Annotated in this window: 17 protein-coding genes and 2 pseudogenes; 5 read left to right on the plus strand and 14 right to left on the minus strand. The window is 71.0% G+C overall.

Translation table 11 applies throughout. The features are described 5' to 3' along the window. From IE97_RS43120 to IE97_RS0122110, 5 genes and pseudogenes are all read left to right on the plus strand, one after another. A pseudogene (locus tag IE97_RS43120) lies at positions 1-252 on the plus strand (hypothetical protein); the annotation flags it as partial. Continuing rightward, entirely contained in the window at positions 227-1,606 is a 1,380-nt protein-coding gene (locus IE97_RS0122095; protein WP_030243327.1) for an NAD(P)/FAD-dependent oxidoreductase, read from the plus strand. The pseudogene IE97_RS43120 and the gene IE97_RS0122095, both read left to right, overlap by 26 nt. Next, positions 1,603-2,493, plus strand: coding sequence for a dihydrodipicolinate synthase family protein (locus IE97_RS0122100; RefSeq protein WP_030243329.1), 891 nt, complete (start codon positions 1,603-1,605; stop codon positions 2,491-2,493). Before IE97_RS0122095 ends, IE97_RS0122100 begins: the two co-directional genes overlap by 4 nt. A gap of 5 nt (positions 2,494-2,498) precedes the next feature. Continuing rightward, a complete protein-coding gene (locus IE97_RS0122105; RefSeq protein WP_030243331.1) occupies positions 2,499-3,500 on the plus strand; it encodes a proline racemase family protein in 1,002 nt (333 codons plus the stop codon). Between the two features lie 37 nt (positions 3,501-3,537). Next, complete coding sequence (locus IE97_RS0122110; protein ID WP_030243333.1) at positions 3,538-4,212, plus strand: GntR family transcriptional regulator; 675 nt, start codon at positions 3,538-3,540, stop codon at positions 4,210-4,212. On the opposite strand, the gene IE97_RS0122115 is transcribed toward IE97_RS0122110, so the two are convergent. The 14 genes and pseudogenes from IE97_RS0122115 to IE97_RS0122175 all read right to left on the minus strand — a co-directional run bounded on the left by IE97_RS0122115 (position 4,206) and on the right by IE97_RS0122175 (position 15,070). Next, positions 4,206-5,018, minus strand: a complete 813-nt coding sequence (locus IE97_RS0122115) for an ABC transporter ATP-binding protein (protein WP_030243336.1) — start codon at positions 5,016-5,018, stop codon at positions 4,206-4,208. The two genes, IE97_RS0122110 and IE97_RS0122115, sit on opposite strands and share 7 nt — an antisense overlap. Positions 5,019-5,038: 20 nt before the next feature. After that, positions 5,039-5,854 (minus strand): ABC transporter permease, encoded by an 816-nt coding sequence (locus tag IE97_RS0122120; RefSeq protein ID WP_051705072.1) that lies wholly within the window; start codon positions 5,852-5,854, stop codon positions 5,039-5,041. Continuing rightward, a complete protein-coding gene (locus IE97_RS0122125) occupies positions 5,854-6,627 on the minus strand; it encodes an ABC transporter permease (RefSeq protein ID WP_030243341.1) in 774 nt (257 codons plus the stop codon). The genes IE97_RS0122120 and IE97_RS0122125 overlap by 1 nt, the downstream gene beginning before the upstream one ends. Continuing rightward, the gene (locus tag IE97_RS0122130) at positions 6,624-7,598 is read right to left on the minus strand and encodes an ABC transporter substrate-binding protein (RefSeq protein WP_030243344.1); all 975 of its coding nucleotides are present in this window, start codon (positions 7,596-7,598) and stop codon (positions 6,624-6,626) included. The genes IE97_RS0122125 and IE97_RS0122130 overlap by 4 nt, the downstream gene beginning before the upstream one ends. A gap of 193 nt (positions 7,599-7,791) precedes the next feature. Beyond that, the gene (locus IE97_RS0122135; RefSeq protein WP_030243346.1) at positions 7,792-8,727 is read right to left on the minus strand and encodes a PDR/VanB family oxidoreductase; all 936 of its coding nucleotides are present in this window, start codon (positions 8,725-8,727) and stop codon (positions 7,792-7,794) included. Further along, entirely contained in the window at positions 8,724-8,918 is a 195-nt protein-coding gene (locus tag IE97_RS0122140; RefSeq protein WP_030243348.1) for a hypothetical protein, read from the minus strand. The genes IE97_RS0122135 and IE97_RS0122140 overlap by 4 nt, the downstream gene beginning before the upstream one ends. Next, positions 8,915-9,985 (minus strand): aromatic ring-hydroxylating dioxygenase subunit alpha, encoded by a 1,071-nt coding sequence (locus tag IE97_RS0122145; protein WP_030243351.1) that lies wholly within the window; start codon positions 9,983-9,985, stop codon positions 8,915-8,917. Before IE97_RS0122145 ends, IE97_RS0122140 begins: the two co-directional genes overlap by 4 nt. Positions 9,986-10,272: 287 nt before the next feature. Next, positions 10,273-11,208, minus strand: coding sequence for an ABC transporter permease (locus IE97_RS0122150; protein WP_030243353.1), 936 nt, complete (start codon positions 11,206-11,208; stop codon positions 10,273-10,275). Next, positions 11,195-11,992 carry an ABC transporter ATP-binding protein gene (locus tag IE97_RS0122155; protein ID WP_030243355.1) on the minus strand — a complete coding sequence of 266 codons (798 nt, stop codon included), beginning with the start codon at positions 11,990-11,992 and terminating at the stop codon, positions 11,195-11,197. The genes IE97_RS0122150 and IE97_RS0122155 overlap by 14 nt, the downstream gene beginning before the upstream one ends. Positions 11,993-12,031: 39 nt before the next feature. Next, on the minus strand, positions 12,032-13,138 hold the full coding sequence (locus IE97_RS0122160; protein WP_030243359.1) for an aliphatic sulfonate ABC transporter substrate-binding protein: 1,107 nt from the start codon (positions 13,136-13,138) through the stop codon (positions 12,032-12,034). A 194-nt stretch (positions 13,139-13,332) separates the two neighbouring features. After that, positions 13,333-13,434, minus strand: a complete 102-nt coding sequence (locus tag IE97_RS43820; RefSeq protein ID WP_420706123.1) for a putative leader peptide — start codon at positions 13,432-13,434, stop codon at positions 13,333-13,335. A 140-nt stretch (positions 13,435-13,574) separates the two neighbouring features. After that, on the minus strand, positions 13,575-14,033 hold the full coding sequence (locus IE97_RS0122165; RefSeq protein ID WP_030243362.1) for an RrF2 family transcriptional regulator: 459 nt from the start codon (positions 14,031-14,033) through the stop codon (positions 13,575-13,577). A gap of 42 nt (positions 14,034-14,075) precedes the next feature. Then, positions 14,076-14,253 (minus strand): annotated as a pseudogene (locus tag IE97_RS40640) (TauD/TfdA family dioxygenase); the annotation flags it as partial. Positions 14,254-14,287: 34 nt separating this feature from the next. Beyond that, positions 14,288-15,070, minus strand: coding sequence for a sulfite exporter TauE/SafE family protein (locus tag IE97_RS0122175; protein WP_030243365.1), 783 nt, complete (start codon positions 15,068-15,070; stop codon positions 14,288-14,290). Positions 15,071-15,091: the final 21 nt, after the last annotated feature.

Below are 15,091 nucleotides of genomic sequence, written 5' to 3' on the forward strand. Positions count from 1 at the left end.
GGGCACAAGGGGGCGGGGCACAAGGGGGCGGGGCACAAGGGGGCGGGGCGCGAGCAGGCGGGGCGCGAGGCGGGGTGCGAGGCAACGGGGCGCGGGCCCCTGCGTCCCGGGGGAGCGGGCCGTGAGGACATGGGCGGCAAGGACACCGATCGTGACCGTGTGGGCCTCGAGGGGCGTGGCCGCGAGGGAGTGACCGGCGACGGAACACGCACCGCGGGTACGGGTGATGAGGGGGACGGCCGTGCGGACTGACCTGGTCGTGATCGGCGCCGGACCCGCCGGGCTTGCCGCGTCGCTGGCGGCGTCCGCACGCGGCGTCGGAGTCGTGCTCGTGGACGGGGCGACGGAGGCCGGCGGGCAGTTCTACCGGCAGCCCGCCGCCGGTCTCGGGGCCGGGCGGCCCCAGGCGCTGCACCACCGGTGGCGGACCTGGGAGCGGCTGCGGGACGGGCTCGCCGCCGGCCCCGTACGCGTCCTGACGGAACACCACGTGTGGTGTGCCGAGCGGACATCCGGCGGTTTCACCGTGCACGCGCTGCTCGGACCTGAGCAGGAGGAACCGGCGGAGGTGCACGCCCGTGCCGTTCTCCTGGCCACCGGCGGTCACGAGCAGGTGCTGCCCTTCCCCGGCTGGACCCTCCCGGGCGTCGTCACCGCCGGGGGCGCCCAGGCCATGCTCAAGGGCGGGCTCGTGGTGCCAGGACGCAGGGCGGTCGTGGCCGGGACCGGGCCGCTGCTGCTGCCCGTGGCGACCGGGCTGGCCGCGGCCGGCGTCGAGGTCGCCGCGCTCGTCGAGTCCACCGGCCCGGCGCGCCTGGCACGCCACGGCCGGGCCCTGGCCGGCAAGATCCCGGAGGCCGCCGGATACGCCGCCCGCCTGCTGCGCCACCGCGTGCCGTTCCTGGCCCGTCACACCGTCGTCCGCGCCCACGGCGACGACCGGCTGACCGGCGTCACGGTCGCCGCCCTCGGCAGCGGCGGACGCGTCCGGTCCGGCACCGAACGGCACCTGCCCTGCGACACCCTCGCCGTCGGACACGGCATGCTCCCGCACACCGACCTGGCGGACGGCCTCGGGTGCCGCCTCGACGGGCTCGCGGTGGCCGTCGACACCGAGCAGCGCACGGACGTGCCCGGCGTGTGGGCGGCCGGCGAGGCCACCGGCATCGGCGGCGCGGCCCTGGCCCTCGCCGAGGGACACATCGCCGGGTGCTCCGCCGCCGCGCACCTGCACGGCACCACCCCTGCCCCGGCCCCCGCCGCCCTCAAGGCCCGTACCGGGCACCGGAGATCCGCCGCAGCCCTCGAAGCCGCCTGTGTGCCGCCCCCGCACTGGACCGAACAGATCACCGACGACACCGTGGTCTGCCGCTGCGAGGAGGTCACCGCCGGTGCCGTGCGCGACGCCCTGGACCTCGGAGCGGGCGACGCGCGCACCGTGAAACTGCTGACCCGGGCCGGGATGGGCTGGTGCCAGGGCCGGATGTGCGGCGGCGCGGTCGCGGGTCTCGCCGGCTGCGAACCCACCCCGACCAGAAGGCCGTTCGCCCGTCCCGTGCCGCTCGGCGTCCTCGCCCGGCAACACCCCCAGGAGGGACTGTCATGACCGATCACCGCCCCTGGCGCGGCGTCCTCGTCGCCACCGCGCTCCCGATGGACGACGACCTCTGCGTGAACTACGACACGTACGCCGAGCACTGCGCCTGGCTGGTCGAGAACGGCTGCGACGGCGTCGTGCCGAACGGCTCCCTCGGCGAGTACCAGGTGCTCACCCCCAAGGAGCGCGCCCGGGTCGTCGAAACGGCCGTGGCCGCGATCGGCGGACAGCGCGTCATGCCCGGCGTCGCCGCCTACGGCTCCGCCGAGGCGCGGCGCTGGGCCGAACAGGCGGGCGAGGCGGGCTGCGGGGCCGTGATGCTGCTGCCGCCGAACGCCTACCGCGCCGACGAGCGGTCCGTCCTCGCCCACTACGCCGAGGTCGCCGAGGCCGGCCTGCCGGTCGTCGCGTACAACAACCCGATCGACACCAAGGTCGACCTGGTACCGGAGCTGCTCGCCCGGCTGCACGGCGAGGGGTACATCCAGGGCGTGAAGGAGTTCTCCGGGGACGTACGCCGGGCCTACCGGATCGCCGAACTCGCCCCCGAGCTGGACCTGTTGATCGGCGCGGACGACGTCCTGCTGGAGCTGGCCCTCGCGGGCGCCAAGGGCTGGGTGGCCGGATACCCGAACGCGCTTCCGCAGGCGTCGGTCGAGCTGTACCACGCGGCCGTCGGCGGCGACCTCGACACCGCGCGGTCCCTGTACCAGCAGTTGCACCCGCTGCTGCGGTGGGACTCACGGGTGGAGTTCGTCCAGGCCATCAAGCTGTCGATGGACGTCGTCGGCCGGCACGGCGGCCCGTGCCGCCCCCCGCGCATGCCGCTGCTGCCCGAGCAGGAGGCCGCCGTCCGGGCCGCCACCGAGAAGGCCGTCGCGGCCGGACTGGCGTAGCGGCCATGCGCAGCGGACTCGTCCTGCACGCCGTCGACTCCCACACCGGGGGCATGCCGACCCGCGTGATCACCGGCGGCATCGGCACCGTCCCCGGCGCCACCATGAACGAGCGGCGGCTGTACTTCCGCGAACACCGCGACGACATCAAGCGGTTGCTGATGAACGAGCCGCGCGGCCACTCCGCCATGAGCGGTGCGATCCTCCAGCCCCCGACCAGGGCCGACTGCGACTGGGGCGTCCTCTACATCGAGGTCTCCGGCTATCTGCCGATGTGCGGGCACGGCACCATCGGCGTGGCGACCGTGCTCGTCGAGACCGGCATGGTCGACGTCGTCGAACCGGTCACCACGATCCGCCTCGACACCCCGGCCGGTCCGGTCGTCGCCGAAGTGGCGGTCGAGGGCGGCGCCGCGAAGGCCGTGACGCTCCGGAACGTGCCCTCCTTCGCCGTCGGCCTGGACCGCGAGGCCACCCTCCCCGACGGCCGGACGGTGACGTACGACCTCGCCTTCGGCGGCAACTTCTACGCCATCCTGGCGCTGGAGCGGTTCGGCCTGCCCTTCGACCGGTCCCGCAAGGACGAGATCCTTCAGGCGGGCCTGTCCCTCATGGCCGCCGTCAACGCCGACGAGCCGCCCGTCCACCCGGAGGACCCGTCCATCCACGGCCTCCACCACGTGTACCTGGCCGCGCCCGGCTCCACTGCCCGCCACTCCCGGCACGCCATGGCCATCCACCCCGGCTGGTTCGACCGCTCGCCCTGCGGCACGGGCACCAGCGCCCGCATGGCACAGTTGCACGCGCGCGGCGAGCTCCCGCTGCACACCGAGTTCGTGAACGAGTCCTTCATCGGCACCCGGTTCACCGGCAGACTGCTCGGCACCACCGAGGTGGCCGGCCGCCCGGCCGTGCTGCCCAGCTTCACCGGACGCGCCTGGATCACCGGCACCGCCCAGTACCTGCTGGACCCCGAGGACCCGTTCCCGGCGGGGTTCGTCCTGTGAGCCGAAGCCCGTGCACCAGAGAGGAACTGCGACCGCCATGGCCCCGCAGCACACCCCCGCCCTGCCCGTGCTGGGCAGCAGGAAGCCCAGCCACCGGGAGCGGGTCGCGGACGCGCTGCGGGCCGCCCTGATCACCGGGGAACTGCGCCCCGGCGAGGTCTATTCGGCTCCCGGCCTCGCCGCCCGATTCGGCGTCTCCGCCACCCCCGTGCGCGAGGCCATGCTCGACCTCGCCAAGGAGGGCCTGGTCGCCACCGTGCCCAACAAGGGCTTCCGGGTCACCGCCGTCTCCGAGAAGCAGCTCGACGAGTACACCCACATCCGTTCACTGATCGAGATCCCGACGACGGCGGGCCTCGCGGTCACGGCCGACCCGGCTGCGCTGGAGGCGCTCCGCCCGGTGGCCCAGGAGATCGTCACCTCCGCCGCGGCCGGCGACCTCATCGCGTACGTCGAAGCCGACCTGCGCTTCCACCTCGGCCTGCTCACCCTCGCCGGCAACGGCCACCTGGTCGAGGTCGTACGGGACCTCAGACGCCGCTCCCGGCTGTACGGGCTCACCGCGCTCGCCGCACAGGGGCGGCTGGAGACGTCGGCGAAGGAACACCTGGAGATCCTCGACGCGCTGCTCGCCCGGGACGAGGAAGCCGTGCGGGCGGTGATGACGCGGCACCTGGGGCATGTCCGGGGGCTGTGGGCGGCGGTTCAGTGAGACGGAGGCGGATCCGGCTCCGGGACCGCGTCCGGCCGCAGCTCGCGCTTCGCCGCCCGGATCTGCTCGTACACATGAGTACGCAGCCCGGCGAAGCGCGGGTCCACGCGCGTGTGCAACTGGTCCCGCTCGGCGGGCAGATCGACCTTCAGCTGCTCCCGGACGACGGTGGGGGAGGCGGACAGCACGATCACCCGCTCGCCCAGGTACACGGCCTCGTCGATGTCGTGGGTGACGAACAGGATCGTGATGCCGCGCTCCCGCCACAACCCCCGGACCAGGTCCTCCAGATCGGCCCGCGTCTGCGCGTCCACCGCCGCGAACGGCTCGTCCATCAGCAGGACCCGCGGCTCGTACGCCAGCGCCCGGGCGATGGCGACCCGCTGCTGCATCCCGCCCGACAGCTGCCACGGATAGGCCCCCACGGCGTCCGCCAGCCCGACCGACTCCAGCGCGTCCCGCGTCAGCTCCTGGCGCCGCGCCTTGCTCAACCGTTTCTGCTTCAGCGGCAGTTCGACGTTCTCACCGACCCGCATCCAGGGGAACAGACTGCGGCCGTACTCCTGGAACACGAACGCCGTCCCGGGCGGCGGACCGGTCACCTTCCGCCCCTCCAGGAGCACCTCACCGCCGGTGGCGTCGAGCAGTCCTCCCACACACTTCAGCAGGGTGGTCTTGCCGCAGCCCGACGGGCCCACGAGACAGACCAGTTCCCCGGCCTCCACGGTGAAGGTGAGGTCACGAACCGCCTCCACGCGCCGCCCCGACCCCTCGTAAACCTTGCTCAGGCCCCGTACGTCGAGCATGGACCGCCCCTTCTCGAGGTTCACGGCGACCGCCGGGCCGAGGCGCGCAGGCCGTGGTACCAGCCGAGCACCCGCCGCTCGACCAGCCGGAAGACCACCGACAGCAGGAAGCCGAGCAGACCCAGCACGAGGATGCCGGTCCACATGTCCGGGATCGCGAAGCTGCGCTGGAACTGGACGATGGTGAAGCCGATCCCATTGCTCGCGGCGAACATCTCGCTGATCACCATGAGGATGATGCCGATGGACAGGGCCTGGCGAAGGCCCGCGAAGATCTGCGGGCTCGCCGAGCGCAGGACCAGATGCCTGAGGCGCGCCGTGCCCGTGATGCCGTAGGACCGTGCCGTCTCGGCCATCACCGGGTCCACCGCCCGCACGCCCTCGACCGTGTTGAGCAGGATCGGCCAGACGCAGCCGCTCGCGATCACCGTGACCTTCATGGTGTCGCCGATGCCCGCGAACAACATGATGACCGGCACCAGCACCGGCGGCGGCACCGCCCGCAGGAACTCCAGCACCGGCTCGCACGCCGCCCGCACCCGCCGGTGGGAGCCGATGACCGTGCCGAGCACCACGCCGAGGACGGCCGCCAGGGCGTACCCGCCGCCCAGCCGCAGCACGCTGGGCAGGACGTCTCCCCTCAGACGGTCGGCTGTCCAGACCTCGGGGAACGCCTCCAGGATCCTCCGCAGCGGCGGCCAGTACACGTCCGTGCTGCCGGCCGAAGCCACCCACCAGACCGTGACCAGCACCGCCGGCAGCGCGACGACGAACACCAGTCGCAGCAGTACCTGCCCCCAAGCTCTCGACGCCGCTCGACCAGAGGGGACCCCCATCACACCGCCACCTCCCCGCGCACCGACTGGTGCCAGGCCAGGGCCCGCCGCTCGACCGCCCGCACGCCCGCGTTGATCAGCAGCCCCAGCAGCCCGGTGACCACGATCAGCGCGTACATCTCCGGCACCGCCTGCGAGGTCTGTGCCACTCCGATGCGCTTGCCCAGCCCCGGTGCCCCGATGACGAGTTCGGCGGTGATGGCGAGGATCAGCGCGACGGCCGCCGCGAGGCGCACGCCGGTCATGACGTACGGCAGTGCCGTCGGCCACAGCACATGCCTGATCCGTGCCCAGGTGCCGAGGCCGTACGACCGTGCCGTCTCGTCGGCGACCGGATCGACGTCCCGGACGCCGTACAGGACCTGGATCAGCACCTGCCAGAACGAGGCGTAGACGACGAGCAGCAGCACGGAGCGCAGTTCGGTGCCGTAGAGCAGCACCGCGAGCGGTATCAGGGCGACCGACGGGATCGGGCGCAGGAACTCGATGGTGGAGGCCGTCACCTGGCTCAGATACGGCACGACCGAGACGACGACACCGACCACGATGCCCGAGCAGGACGCGATCGCCAGTCCCAGCGCCCAGCCGGTGAGAGTGTCGCCGAGCGCCGTCCAGAAGGCGGCGTCGGTGACCTCGTCCGCGAGAGCCCCGGCGATGCGGCTGGTCGGCGGGAAGTGGTCCTCCTCGACCAGGCCGAGCCGCGGCACCGTCTCGCCCAGCGCGAGGAGGGCCGCGAGCCCGGCCGCACCTAGGGCGACGTTCACGCCCTTCACGGCAGCAGTTTGTTCATGTCCGGCGACGACTTGAAGAGGCCGTCGTCGTAGCCGAGCTTCATGAGGTCCACGATCGAGGACCGGTTGGCCTCGGCCGGCCACCTCGGCAGGGTCACCTGGGCCAGCACGTCCGCGGGGATCTTCGTGTAGGTCGTCACGATCCGGCGGGCTTCGTCCGGGTGGGCGTCGGCGTACGCCAGGGACTCGGCCGTGGCCTCCTGGAACCGCTTCACCACCTCTGGGTTCTGCTTCGCGTACTGCGTGGAGGTGAAGTACATCGCCACCGTGAGCTTCGGCGCGACGTCGACCAGCGGCGAGGCGATCACCCGGCCGCCCCGGTTCTTGATGGTGGCCTGAGTGGGCTCGACCACCTGCGCGGCGTCGATGTCGCCGCTGTCGAGGGCGGCGGGCATCTGCTCGAAGCCGAGCTCGACGAACTCGATCTTGTCCGGGTCGCCGCCCGCCTTGCGCACGGAGGCCCGTACGGCCGTCTCGTTGATGTTCTTGAGGGTGTTGATGGCGACCTTCTTGCCCTCGAGCTCCTTCGGCGACTTGATCGCGCTGTCCTTCTTGACCATCAACGCGCTGAAGTCCTTGCCCTCGACACCGGTCGAGGCGATGCCGTTGGCGACGGCCCGCACCGGAACGCCGTTGCTCACAGCCACCATCAGGGACGTCACATTGCTGAACCCGAACTGGAACTGACCGCTCGCCACGCCCGGCACGATCGCCGCGCCGCCCTGCGCGGTGGTGAACTCCAGCTTCAGGCCCCGCTTCTCGAAGAAGCCCTGCTTCTGGCCGAGGTAGAGCGGTGCCACGTCGACAATGGGGATGAGCCCGACCTTCACGGTCCGCACTCCGCCGGACGGGGCGCCCGGGTCCGAGGCGCCCCCTTTGTCGGACGAGCCACAGGCCGCCGCGGTGAACAGGACGGACACGGCCGCGAGACGGATGAGGGGACGACGACGCATGGCTCCTCCTGTGGGACCGGTTTGGTGCTCCGACAGGCTGTGCGCAGACAACGCGCTCGTGCTCAGCGAGAACCTAGAGCCACGCCTGATCCATGGTCAATGCCCTTGCGGACACGACAGGTTGACTCCGTACGCCGCGACCTGCTCCGGCACCTGCCGGCGGCGGTCGCCCGCAGCGGGTCCGACCCGCGAATCACAAGTCCAGCACCAGCCGCCGTCCCCGGCACCGGGACACGCAGATCATCATCGTCTCGCCGCTCTCCCGCTCCTCGGGAGTGAGCACGGAGTCCCGGTGCTCCGGGCTGCCGTCGAGGACGTCGGTCTCACAGGTGCCGCAGGTGCCCTCGGTGCAGGAGTAGAGCACCTCGACACCGGCCGACCGCACTGTGTCCAGCACGGAAACGCCCGGCGCGACGGTCAGGGTCAGGCCGCTCCGCGACAGCTCGACCTCGAACTCGTCGTCCGTGCCGTCCGGTTGCTCCTTCGGCCGGAACCGCTCGACGCGCAGTACGCCGGACGGGCACCGCTCCTCGACCGCGTCCAGCAGTGGCCCCGGACCGCAGCAGTAGACGAGCGTGCCCTCGGGTACGTCGTCCAGCACCGAGGGCAGGTCCAGCAGCCCCGTCTCGTCCTCGGGCGCGATCGTCACCCGGTCCCCATAGCGCACCAGTTCCTCGCCGAACGCCATCGACCGGCGGGTGCGACCCCCGTACAGCAGCGTCCACTCCGCTCCCGCGGCGTCGGCCGCCGCCAGCATCGGCAGGATCGGGGTGATACCGATGCCGCCGGCGACGAAGCGGTAGCGGGGGGCGGGCTCCAGGCCGAAGTTGTTCCGGGGCCCGCGCACCCGGACCTTGTCACCCAACCCCACCTGCTCGTGCACAAGGGCCGAGCCGCCCCGCCCGGCGGGCTCGCGCAGCACCGCGATCCGCCAGGCCGACCGGTCCGCCGGGTCGCCGCACAGCGAGTACTGCCGCTCCAGACCGGGGCCGAGCAGGGCGTCGACATGGGCGCCCGGTTCCCACTCCGGAAGTGGTTCGCCCAGCGGATGGCGCAGAGTGAGGGCGACTACCCCGTCGGCCACGAACTCCCGCCCCTCCACGACGAGTTCGGCTTCGTACGCGCTCATGAACTGTTCCCTCGTGGCTCGTCGGTCGCGTGCCCCTGCGGGTGGGCGAGCATCCACTCCCACATCTCTACCGGGTCCTGCGCGGTGTGCTCGCGGCCGCAGTGGCAGGTGCCGTGCAGGACGTCGGTGCCGGGCAGCCAGTCGATGCGGTAGATCTCGCGCGGCCCTGCCGCTGCGGGGTGCCTGGTCACTGGACCTTCTCCACCGGCTTCTCGCCCTGCTCCACCAGCCGGGCGAGGATCCGGCGGGCGGCCAGGCCGCCGGTGTCGATGTTGATGCTCAGCTCCTGGTAACCGGTGCGCTCGGTGCCGAGCGTCTTCTGCAGCAGGTTGAGCGCGGTCACGTCCTGCATGACCACCGTGTGGTTGTTGCCGCGCAGGAACTCGGTGACCTCGGCGTCGTCCGTCGCCCAGTCGCGCGAGACGGCCCAGAAGTCGTACACCTTGCCGTCGCCGGAGGGGGTGATCGCGTACGTGATCTCGGTGTGGAAGCCGTTCGGGTCGCTGCCGTCCTCCTCGGGCAGCACACCCACCGGGGCGATACGGCTGTGCAGCAGATACAGGCAGGGCGCGTGGTACTCGATGTCCTGCCAACGGGTGATCCGGCCCTCGATGCCGGTGGACCTGGCGTAGAACGGAGGGCATTCGGCGTCGTCCATGTGCCGGCTGACCCGGACGATCCCCGCCCCCTCGTCGACCTCCGTCGTGATCGGCGTCTCGGCGACCTCCGGGGTGCCGATGTATCCGCCGTGCAGATACGTCTCGTGGGACAGGTCAAGGAGGTTGTCGACGAGCAGACCGTAGTCGCAGTCGATCGGCTCCATGCCGCGCACGGTGACCCAGCCGGGGGAGTCCAGGTGCCTGGCCCGAGGGATGCTCTCCGGGTCGGCGAGCGCCGGGTCGCCGATCCACACCCAGATCAGCGAGTCCTGCTCGACGACCGGGTAGGAGGCGACCCGGGCGGTGCGCGGCACCCGTTTCTGCCCCGGCACGTACACGCACGTACCGGTCGTGTCGTACGTGAACCCGTGGTACCCGCACACGATCCGGTCCCCGTCGAGGCGCGTCGGCGCCTCCGACAGCGGATAACGGCGGTGCACGCACCGGTCGTGCAGCACGACCGGCGTGCCCTCCTCCTCGGTCCGGTAGAGCACGAGCGTCTCACCGAGAATCGTCCGTCCGAGCAACTCCCGCCCGACCTCGTGACTGTAGGCGGCGACGTACCACTGGTTCCTGGCGAAGGCGGTCATGTGAGGCATGGGTTCCCATCCCTGTCGGCGGGGCTGCGCCGCCCCGCGTGCCGTGGTTGGGAACAGGTTCCTGACGGCTGTGGTCGTCGCGCAAGGAGGCTTCTGTCAGGCGGAAGCGTCTCTGCGAAAGAGCTGGTCAGAGCATCGTCATGCTCGCAGCGATGGCACGCCCTGAACCGCGACGTGCCCATCCGGGTCGGGTTGGTGACATCGCTCCGACGGCATGTCGAGACAGCCCTCGCAAGGGGTCTGGAAGGCGCATATCCGGCGGAGCGGTAGTGCTTGCGATCCGTCGTTCAGCGGGTGACCAGCAGGCCCCGCCCGCGCAGCACCCGCCGCTCCAGCGGACTGAAGATCAGCAGGTCGATGGCGATGCCGACGAGCAGGATGAGGAAGATGGCCAGGAACACCTGCGAGATGCTGGCGTTGTTGCGGCCGTTCTCCAGCAGCTGGCCGAGGCCGACGCCGAGATCGGGTGAGGAGGCGATGATCTCGGCGGCCATCAGGGAGCGCCAGGAGAATGCCCAGCCCTGCTTCAGGCCGGCGACATAGCCGGGGAGCGCGCCCGGCATCACGATGTGCCAGGCGCCGCGCAGGCCGGTCGCGCCCAGGGTGCGTCCGGCGCGCAGGAACAGCGGTGGGATCTGGTCGATGCCCGCGACGAGGCCGTTGGCGACGGAGGGGACCGCGCCGAGCAGGATCACGGCGTACATCATCGAGTTGTTCAGGCCCAGCCAGAGCACGGCGGGCGGCACCCAGGCCACGGATGGCAGCGACTGCAGACCGGAGAGGATGGGGCCGATGGCCGCCCTGACGACTTTCACCCGGGCGACCAGCAGGCCGAGCGGCGTACCGATGGCGAGTGCCATCAGGAAGCCGAGCAGGCCGCGCGAGACGGATGTCCAGATGTAGTCGAGGAGCGTGCCCTGCCGCCAGGCGTCGGTCACCTCCTCCCACACCGCGGACGGCGACGGCAGCTTGTAGTCGGGGGCGACCTCGGCCCACACCAGCAGCTGCCAGACCACCAGCACCAGTGCGACGGCGCTGATGGGCGGCAGTGCTTTGCTTACCAGGGTCTCGCGCAGCGGTGTACGGCCGGTCTGTACCGAGTCCAGCGCGTCGAGCCCGGCCTCCAACCCTGCCAGGTCTTGCGTGTCCTGCATGCCCTGGGACTCCCCGGCTGCCGATGAGCCGTCCTTCTTGGCGTCGACGCCGGTGTCAGTGCTGGCCATGGCGGCGGATCTCCCCACGCAGTTCTTCGGTGATCTCCACGGACAGCTCGGCGACCGCGCTGTCCTCGATGCGGCGCGGCTGCGGGATGCCGACGGTCCATTCCCGGGCGATCCGTCCCGGTCGTGAGGACAGCAGCACCACCCGCTGCGCCAGCTTCACCGCCTCGCGCACGTTGTGCGTGACGAACAGCACCGACAGTCCTGTCTCGTGCCAGATGCGGGTCAGCTCGTCGTGAAGCACGTCACGGGTGATGGCGTCCAGCGCCGCGAACGGTTCGTCCATCAGCAGCAGGCGGCTGTCCTGGGCCAGTGCCCGGGCCAGCGCGACGCGCTGGCGCATACCGCCCGACAGTTCGTGCACCCGCTTGCGGTACGCGTCCTTCAGCCGTACGAGCTCCAGCAGCCGTTCTGCCTCGTCCCGGCGCTCGGGCCCCGCGATCCCGCGCAGCTTCAGCGCGAGCTCGATGTTCTTGCCCGCGGTCAGCCACGGGAACAGGGCGTGCTCCTGGAACATCAGGGCGGGCCGGCCGTCCGTGCCGATGGAGCCGGCGGACGGCTGGTCGAGCCCCGCGATCAGGTTGAGCAGAGTGGACTTGCCGCAGCCGGAGGCCCCCAGGAGGGTGACGAACTCGCCCGGTGCGACATCGAGCGTGATGTCGTCCAGCACGAGCTGCTGTCCGCCGGGCGCGCCCGGCGAGGGGAAGGACTTCGAGACATGCTCGATACGGGCGGCGTACGTCACCGCCGTGGCGTCCTCGGCAGCCTTGGCGAACGTGGTGGCCATGGTCGTCACCTCCTGGGGACTCATCTGGTCCGGTTGTCGCTACTCGGCGCCGAGACCGGCGTCGTCGACCTCGTCCTTGCCCTCGGCCTTGAGGACCTTGTTGAGCAGAGTGAGGTCGTAGATGCCCTTCAGATCGGGCTTCTCCAGCAGGCCGGCCTTCACCGCGTGATCCGCCTCGGTGTTGAGGGTCGAGGCCAGCGGGTCGTCGAGGAAGGTGACCGACTTCCAGGCGGGGTCGATGACCTCGGCGGGCAGCGCCTTGCCCGACAGCTCCTTCAGCGCCGCGTTGGCGGACGCCTTCGCCTTGTCCGGGTTGGCGTTGATCCACTCATTGGTCTTCACCGAACCGCGCAACACGGCCTCGACGACGTCCGGGTGCTCCTTCAGGAACTTCTGCGACACGATGATGTTCGTGATCACGAACTTCTTGCCGGGCCACAGCGTCGACTCGTCGAGCAGCACCTTGCCGCCCTCGGCGACCAGCTTGGACGCGGTCGGCTCCGGCACCCAGGCACCGTCGATGGAGCCGGACTTGTAGGCGTCCGGGGTGATCTTGTTGTCCGTACGGACGACGGAGACGTCGCCCTTGCCGCTCTCCGCGTCGACCTTCCAGCCCTGGTCGGCGATCCAGTTGAGGAACGCGACGTCCTGGGTGTTGCCGAGCTGCGGCGTGGCGATCTTCTTGCCCTTGACGTCGTCCAGGGACTTGATCTTCTTCGGGTTCACGACGAGCTTCACACCGCCGGAGGCGGAACCGCCGACGATGCGCAGGTTCTTGCCGTTCGACTTGGTGTAGCCGTTGATGGCGGGGGAGGGGCCGATCCAGCCGATGTCGATGGACCCGGCGTTCAGCGCCTCGATCTCGGAGGGGCCGGCGTTGAAGGTCGAGGCCTTGATCGTGGTGCCGCCGAGCTCCTTCTGGAACAGGCCCTGCTGGACGCCCACCAGAGCGGTGGCGTGGGTGAGGTTGGGGAAGTAGCCGATCTTCACCTCGTCGGCGGAGAGCTTTTTGGCGTCCGCCGCGACCTCGGTCTGCTTGTCGTCGTCGGTGGCGTCGGATCCGTAGCCGCAGGCGGTGAGCAGGATGGGGAGCGCTGTTACGACGGCGATGGTGCGCAGGGCGGTGAGCGGTCTTGCGGCAGACACGGAGGTGTCCTCTCGGGGAATGGGTTGATCAGGGAGATGCCGAAAGCGCGAGGCGCAAATCTCATGGGCATGCGCCTGCGCTCCGTTCGTCGGCCCTCGGCGGCAGGAATGCCGTCGTGGGTCCGGGAGCGGAGGTGAGCGGGACGGGTAGGCGCGCGTGGCGCTGCCGACGGAGAAATGTTCTGCCGACGGCCTCAGGCGGGCCGACAGATGGCGCTGGACGTGCGGCCGAGGTCGATGTGGCGGCGCGAGGTCAGCAGAGGGAGCGACAGGTCTGCGCGGTCGCGCGTTCTCATGGCCGCCCCCACAGATCCCTAGTTTTCCTACCTGGCTGATAGGGATCGTGGCAGAAGGTGGCGTTCACCCCAAGGGGGTGTTCATATGATGGACGCGGCCATCTCGCTCTTTGGAAGCCCTTGGTTGAAGGTCCAGCGGGTCAGGGGTTTACCCAGGCTTTCGGGGCGTCGGTCAGCGCGGCTACGTCGGCGGGCAGTTGTGCCGATGCGACGTCGGCGAGCGACACGCCCTCAAGGATCTCGCGCACGTTGGACCGCAGGGCGATCCACAGGGGGAGCAGTGACTCAGCGGGGCCGGTGTAGGACAGCTCGGGCGGGCGAACCCCGCGTACCGAGACCAGGGGGCCCTCCACGACGCGGATGACGTCGGCGATGCTGATCGACTCGGCGGGTCTGGCCAGCCGGTAGCCGCCGTTGCCGCCGCGCTGGCTGAGGACGAGGCCGCCCCGGCGCATGTCGTTCAGGATGCTTTCGAGGAACTTGTGCGGGATGTCCTGGGCCTCGGCGATGGCCTCGGCTTTCAGTGGCCCGTCATCCCGTGACGCGGCGAGCTGCAGCGCGGCACGTACCGCGTAGTCCGCTCTGGCTGAGATCCGCATGCGTCCATTATCCCGTAAGACCGCGCGTGGCGAGTGCGGTGGTCAGGCTACGGCCGGGGTGTAGTGGGCGGCGTCGTCGCCCTCGATGACGTGGCTGCGCGCGCCGTCGACACCGGCCGGGACGTCGCCCGCGACAGTCACCCGGTGCAGCAGGCGTGGCAGGTCGCCGTGGTCGTCGGGGGGCGTAGCGCTGGGTAAGGCGGTTGTCGAACGGGACGAGCCGACAGTGGCTGCCGTTTGCGCCGTCACCGCCGTCAGCGCAGTGACTGCGTGGCGTAGAGGGCACCGAGGGCGGTGGCCAGGGCGCCGAGCAGGAGACGCAGCGCCGTTTCGGGCAGACGAGGTTGCAGGTGTGCCCCGAGGTAGCCGCCGATCAGTCCGCCGAGGCCGCAGGCCAGACCGAGGTACCAGTCAGGGGCGATGTCACCGGAGCCCGTCAGGGACAGCAGGGCGAAGGCCGCGGCCCCGGTCACCGAGGTGGTGAACGTGGAGGCGAGGGCGGCCGGTGCCACGCGGGCGACTGGCATGCCCCGGCCGACCAGTATGGGGCCGAGGATGGATCCTCCGCCGATCCCGTAGATCCCACCGACGGCCCCGACGACCAGGGCCAGTCCGGTGATGCCCCGGGGCGAGGGTTCCGCAGTCGGGGCAGGCCGGGTGGGCCGGAGGGTGCGCCCGATGAGCCACAGGCCCAGTGGCATCAGCAGAGCGGCGACCAGGAGGCGGAAGACGGTGGCCCCCGGTACGGCGAAGACCCGTATCACGGCGCCGATCACCACCCCGGGCAGAGTGCCGGTCACCATGCGGCGCGTCAGCGGACCGTACAGCAGGCCCTCGCGATGGTGGCGCAGCAGGGCGCCCGGCCCGGCCACCACGTTGAACAGCAGATTGGTGGGCGTGACCGCCGGGCTGGGCACCCCGAGGACGCTCAACTGCACGGGCAGCAGGAACACCGCACCCGATACCCCCACCGGCGCGGTCACCACCGCTATGAGCAGGCCGACGGCCAGCCCGGCCAGCCCCGTTGACCATGTCACAGCAGGCCTCCGATTCGAATG

This window comes from Streptomyces sp. NRRL S-455 (genome assembly GCF_000717875.1).
Classification (GTDB): domain Bacteria; phylum Actinomycetota; class Actinomycetes; order Streptomycetales; family Streptomycetaceae; genus Streptomyces.

What these genes read in the sequence shown, in the direction of transcription:
- IE97_RS0122115 (WP_030243336.1), bottom strand. Translation starts at nt 5,018, where the DNA reads ATGCTCGACGTACGGGGCCTGAGCAAGGTTTACGAGGGGTCGGGGCGG.
- IE97_RS0122130 (WP_030243344.1), bottom strand. Translation starts at nt 7,598, where the DNA reads ATGCGTCGTCGTCCCCTCATCCGTCTCGCGGCCGTGTCCGTCCTGTTC.
- IE97_RS0122155 (WP_030243355.1), bottom strand. Translation starts at nt 11,992, where the DNA reads ATGGCCACCACGTTCGCCAAGGCTGCCGAGGACGCCACGGCGGTGACG.
- IE97_RS43820 (WP_420706123.1), bottom strand. Translation starts at nt 13,434, where the DNA reads ATGAGAACGCGCGACCGCGCAGACCTGTCGCTCCCTCTGCTGACCTCG.
- IE97_RS0122095 (WP_030243327.1), top strand. Translation starts at nt 227, where the DNA reads ATGAGGGGGACGGCCGTGCGGACTGACCTGGTCGTGATCGGCGCCGGA.
- IE97_RS0122145 (WP_030243351.1), bottom strand. Translation starts at nt 9,985, where the DNA reads ATGCCTCACATGACCGCCTTCGCCAGGAACCAGTGGTACGTCGCCGCC.
- IE97_RS0122105 (WP_030243331.1), top strand. Translation starts at nt 2,499, where the DNA reads ATGCGCAGCGGACTCGTCCTGCACGCCGTCGACTCCCACACCGGGGGC.
- IE97_RS0122165 (WP_030243362.1), bottom strand. Translation starts at nt 14,033, where the DNA reads ATGCGGATCTCAGCCAGAGCGGACTACGCGGTACGTGCCGCGCTGCAG.
- IE97_RS0122135 (WP_030243346.1), bottom strand. Translation starts at nt 8,727, where the DNA reads ATGAGCGCGTACGAAGCCGAACTCGTCGTGGAGGGGCGGGAGTTCGTG.
- IE97_RS0122100 (WP_030243329.1), top strand. Translation starts at nt 1,603, where the DNA reads ATGACCGATCACCGCCCCTGGCGCGGCGTCCTCGTCGCCACCGCGCTC.
- IE97_RS0122150 (WP_030243353.1), bottom strand. Translation starts at nt 11,208, where the DNA reads ATGGCCAGCACTGACACCGGCGTCGACGCCAAGAAGGACGGCTCATCG.
- IE97_RS0122110 (WP_030243333.1), top strand. Translation starts at nt 3,538, where the DNA reads ATGGCCCCGCAGCACACCCCCGCCCTGCCCGTGCTGGGCAGCAGGAAG.
- IE97_RS0122120 (WP_051705072.1), bottom strand. Translation starts at nt 5,854, where the DNA reads ATGGGGGTCCCCTCTGGTCGAGCGGCGTCGAGAGCTTGGGGGCAGGTA.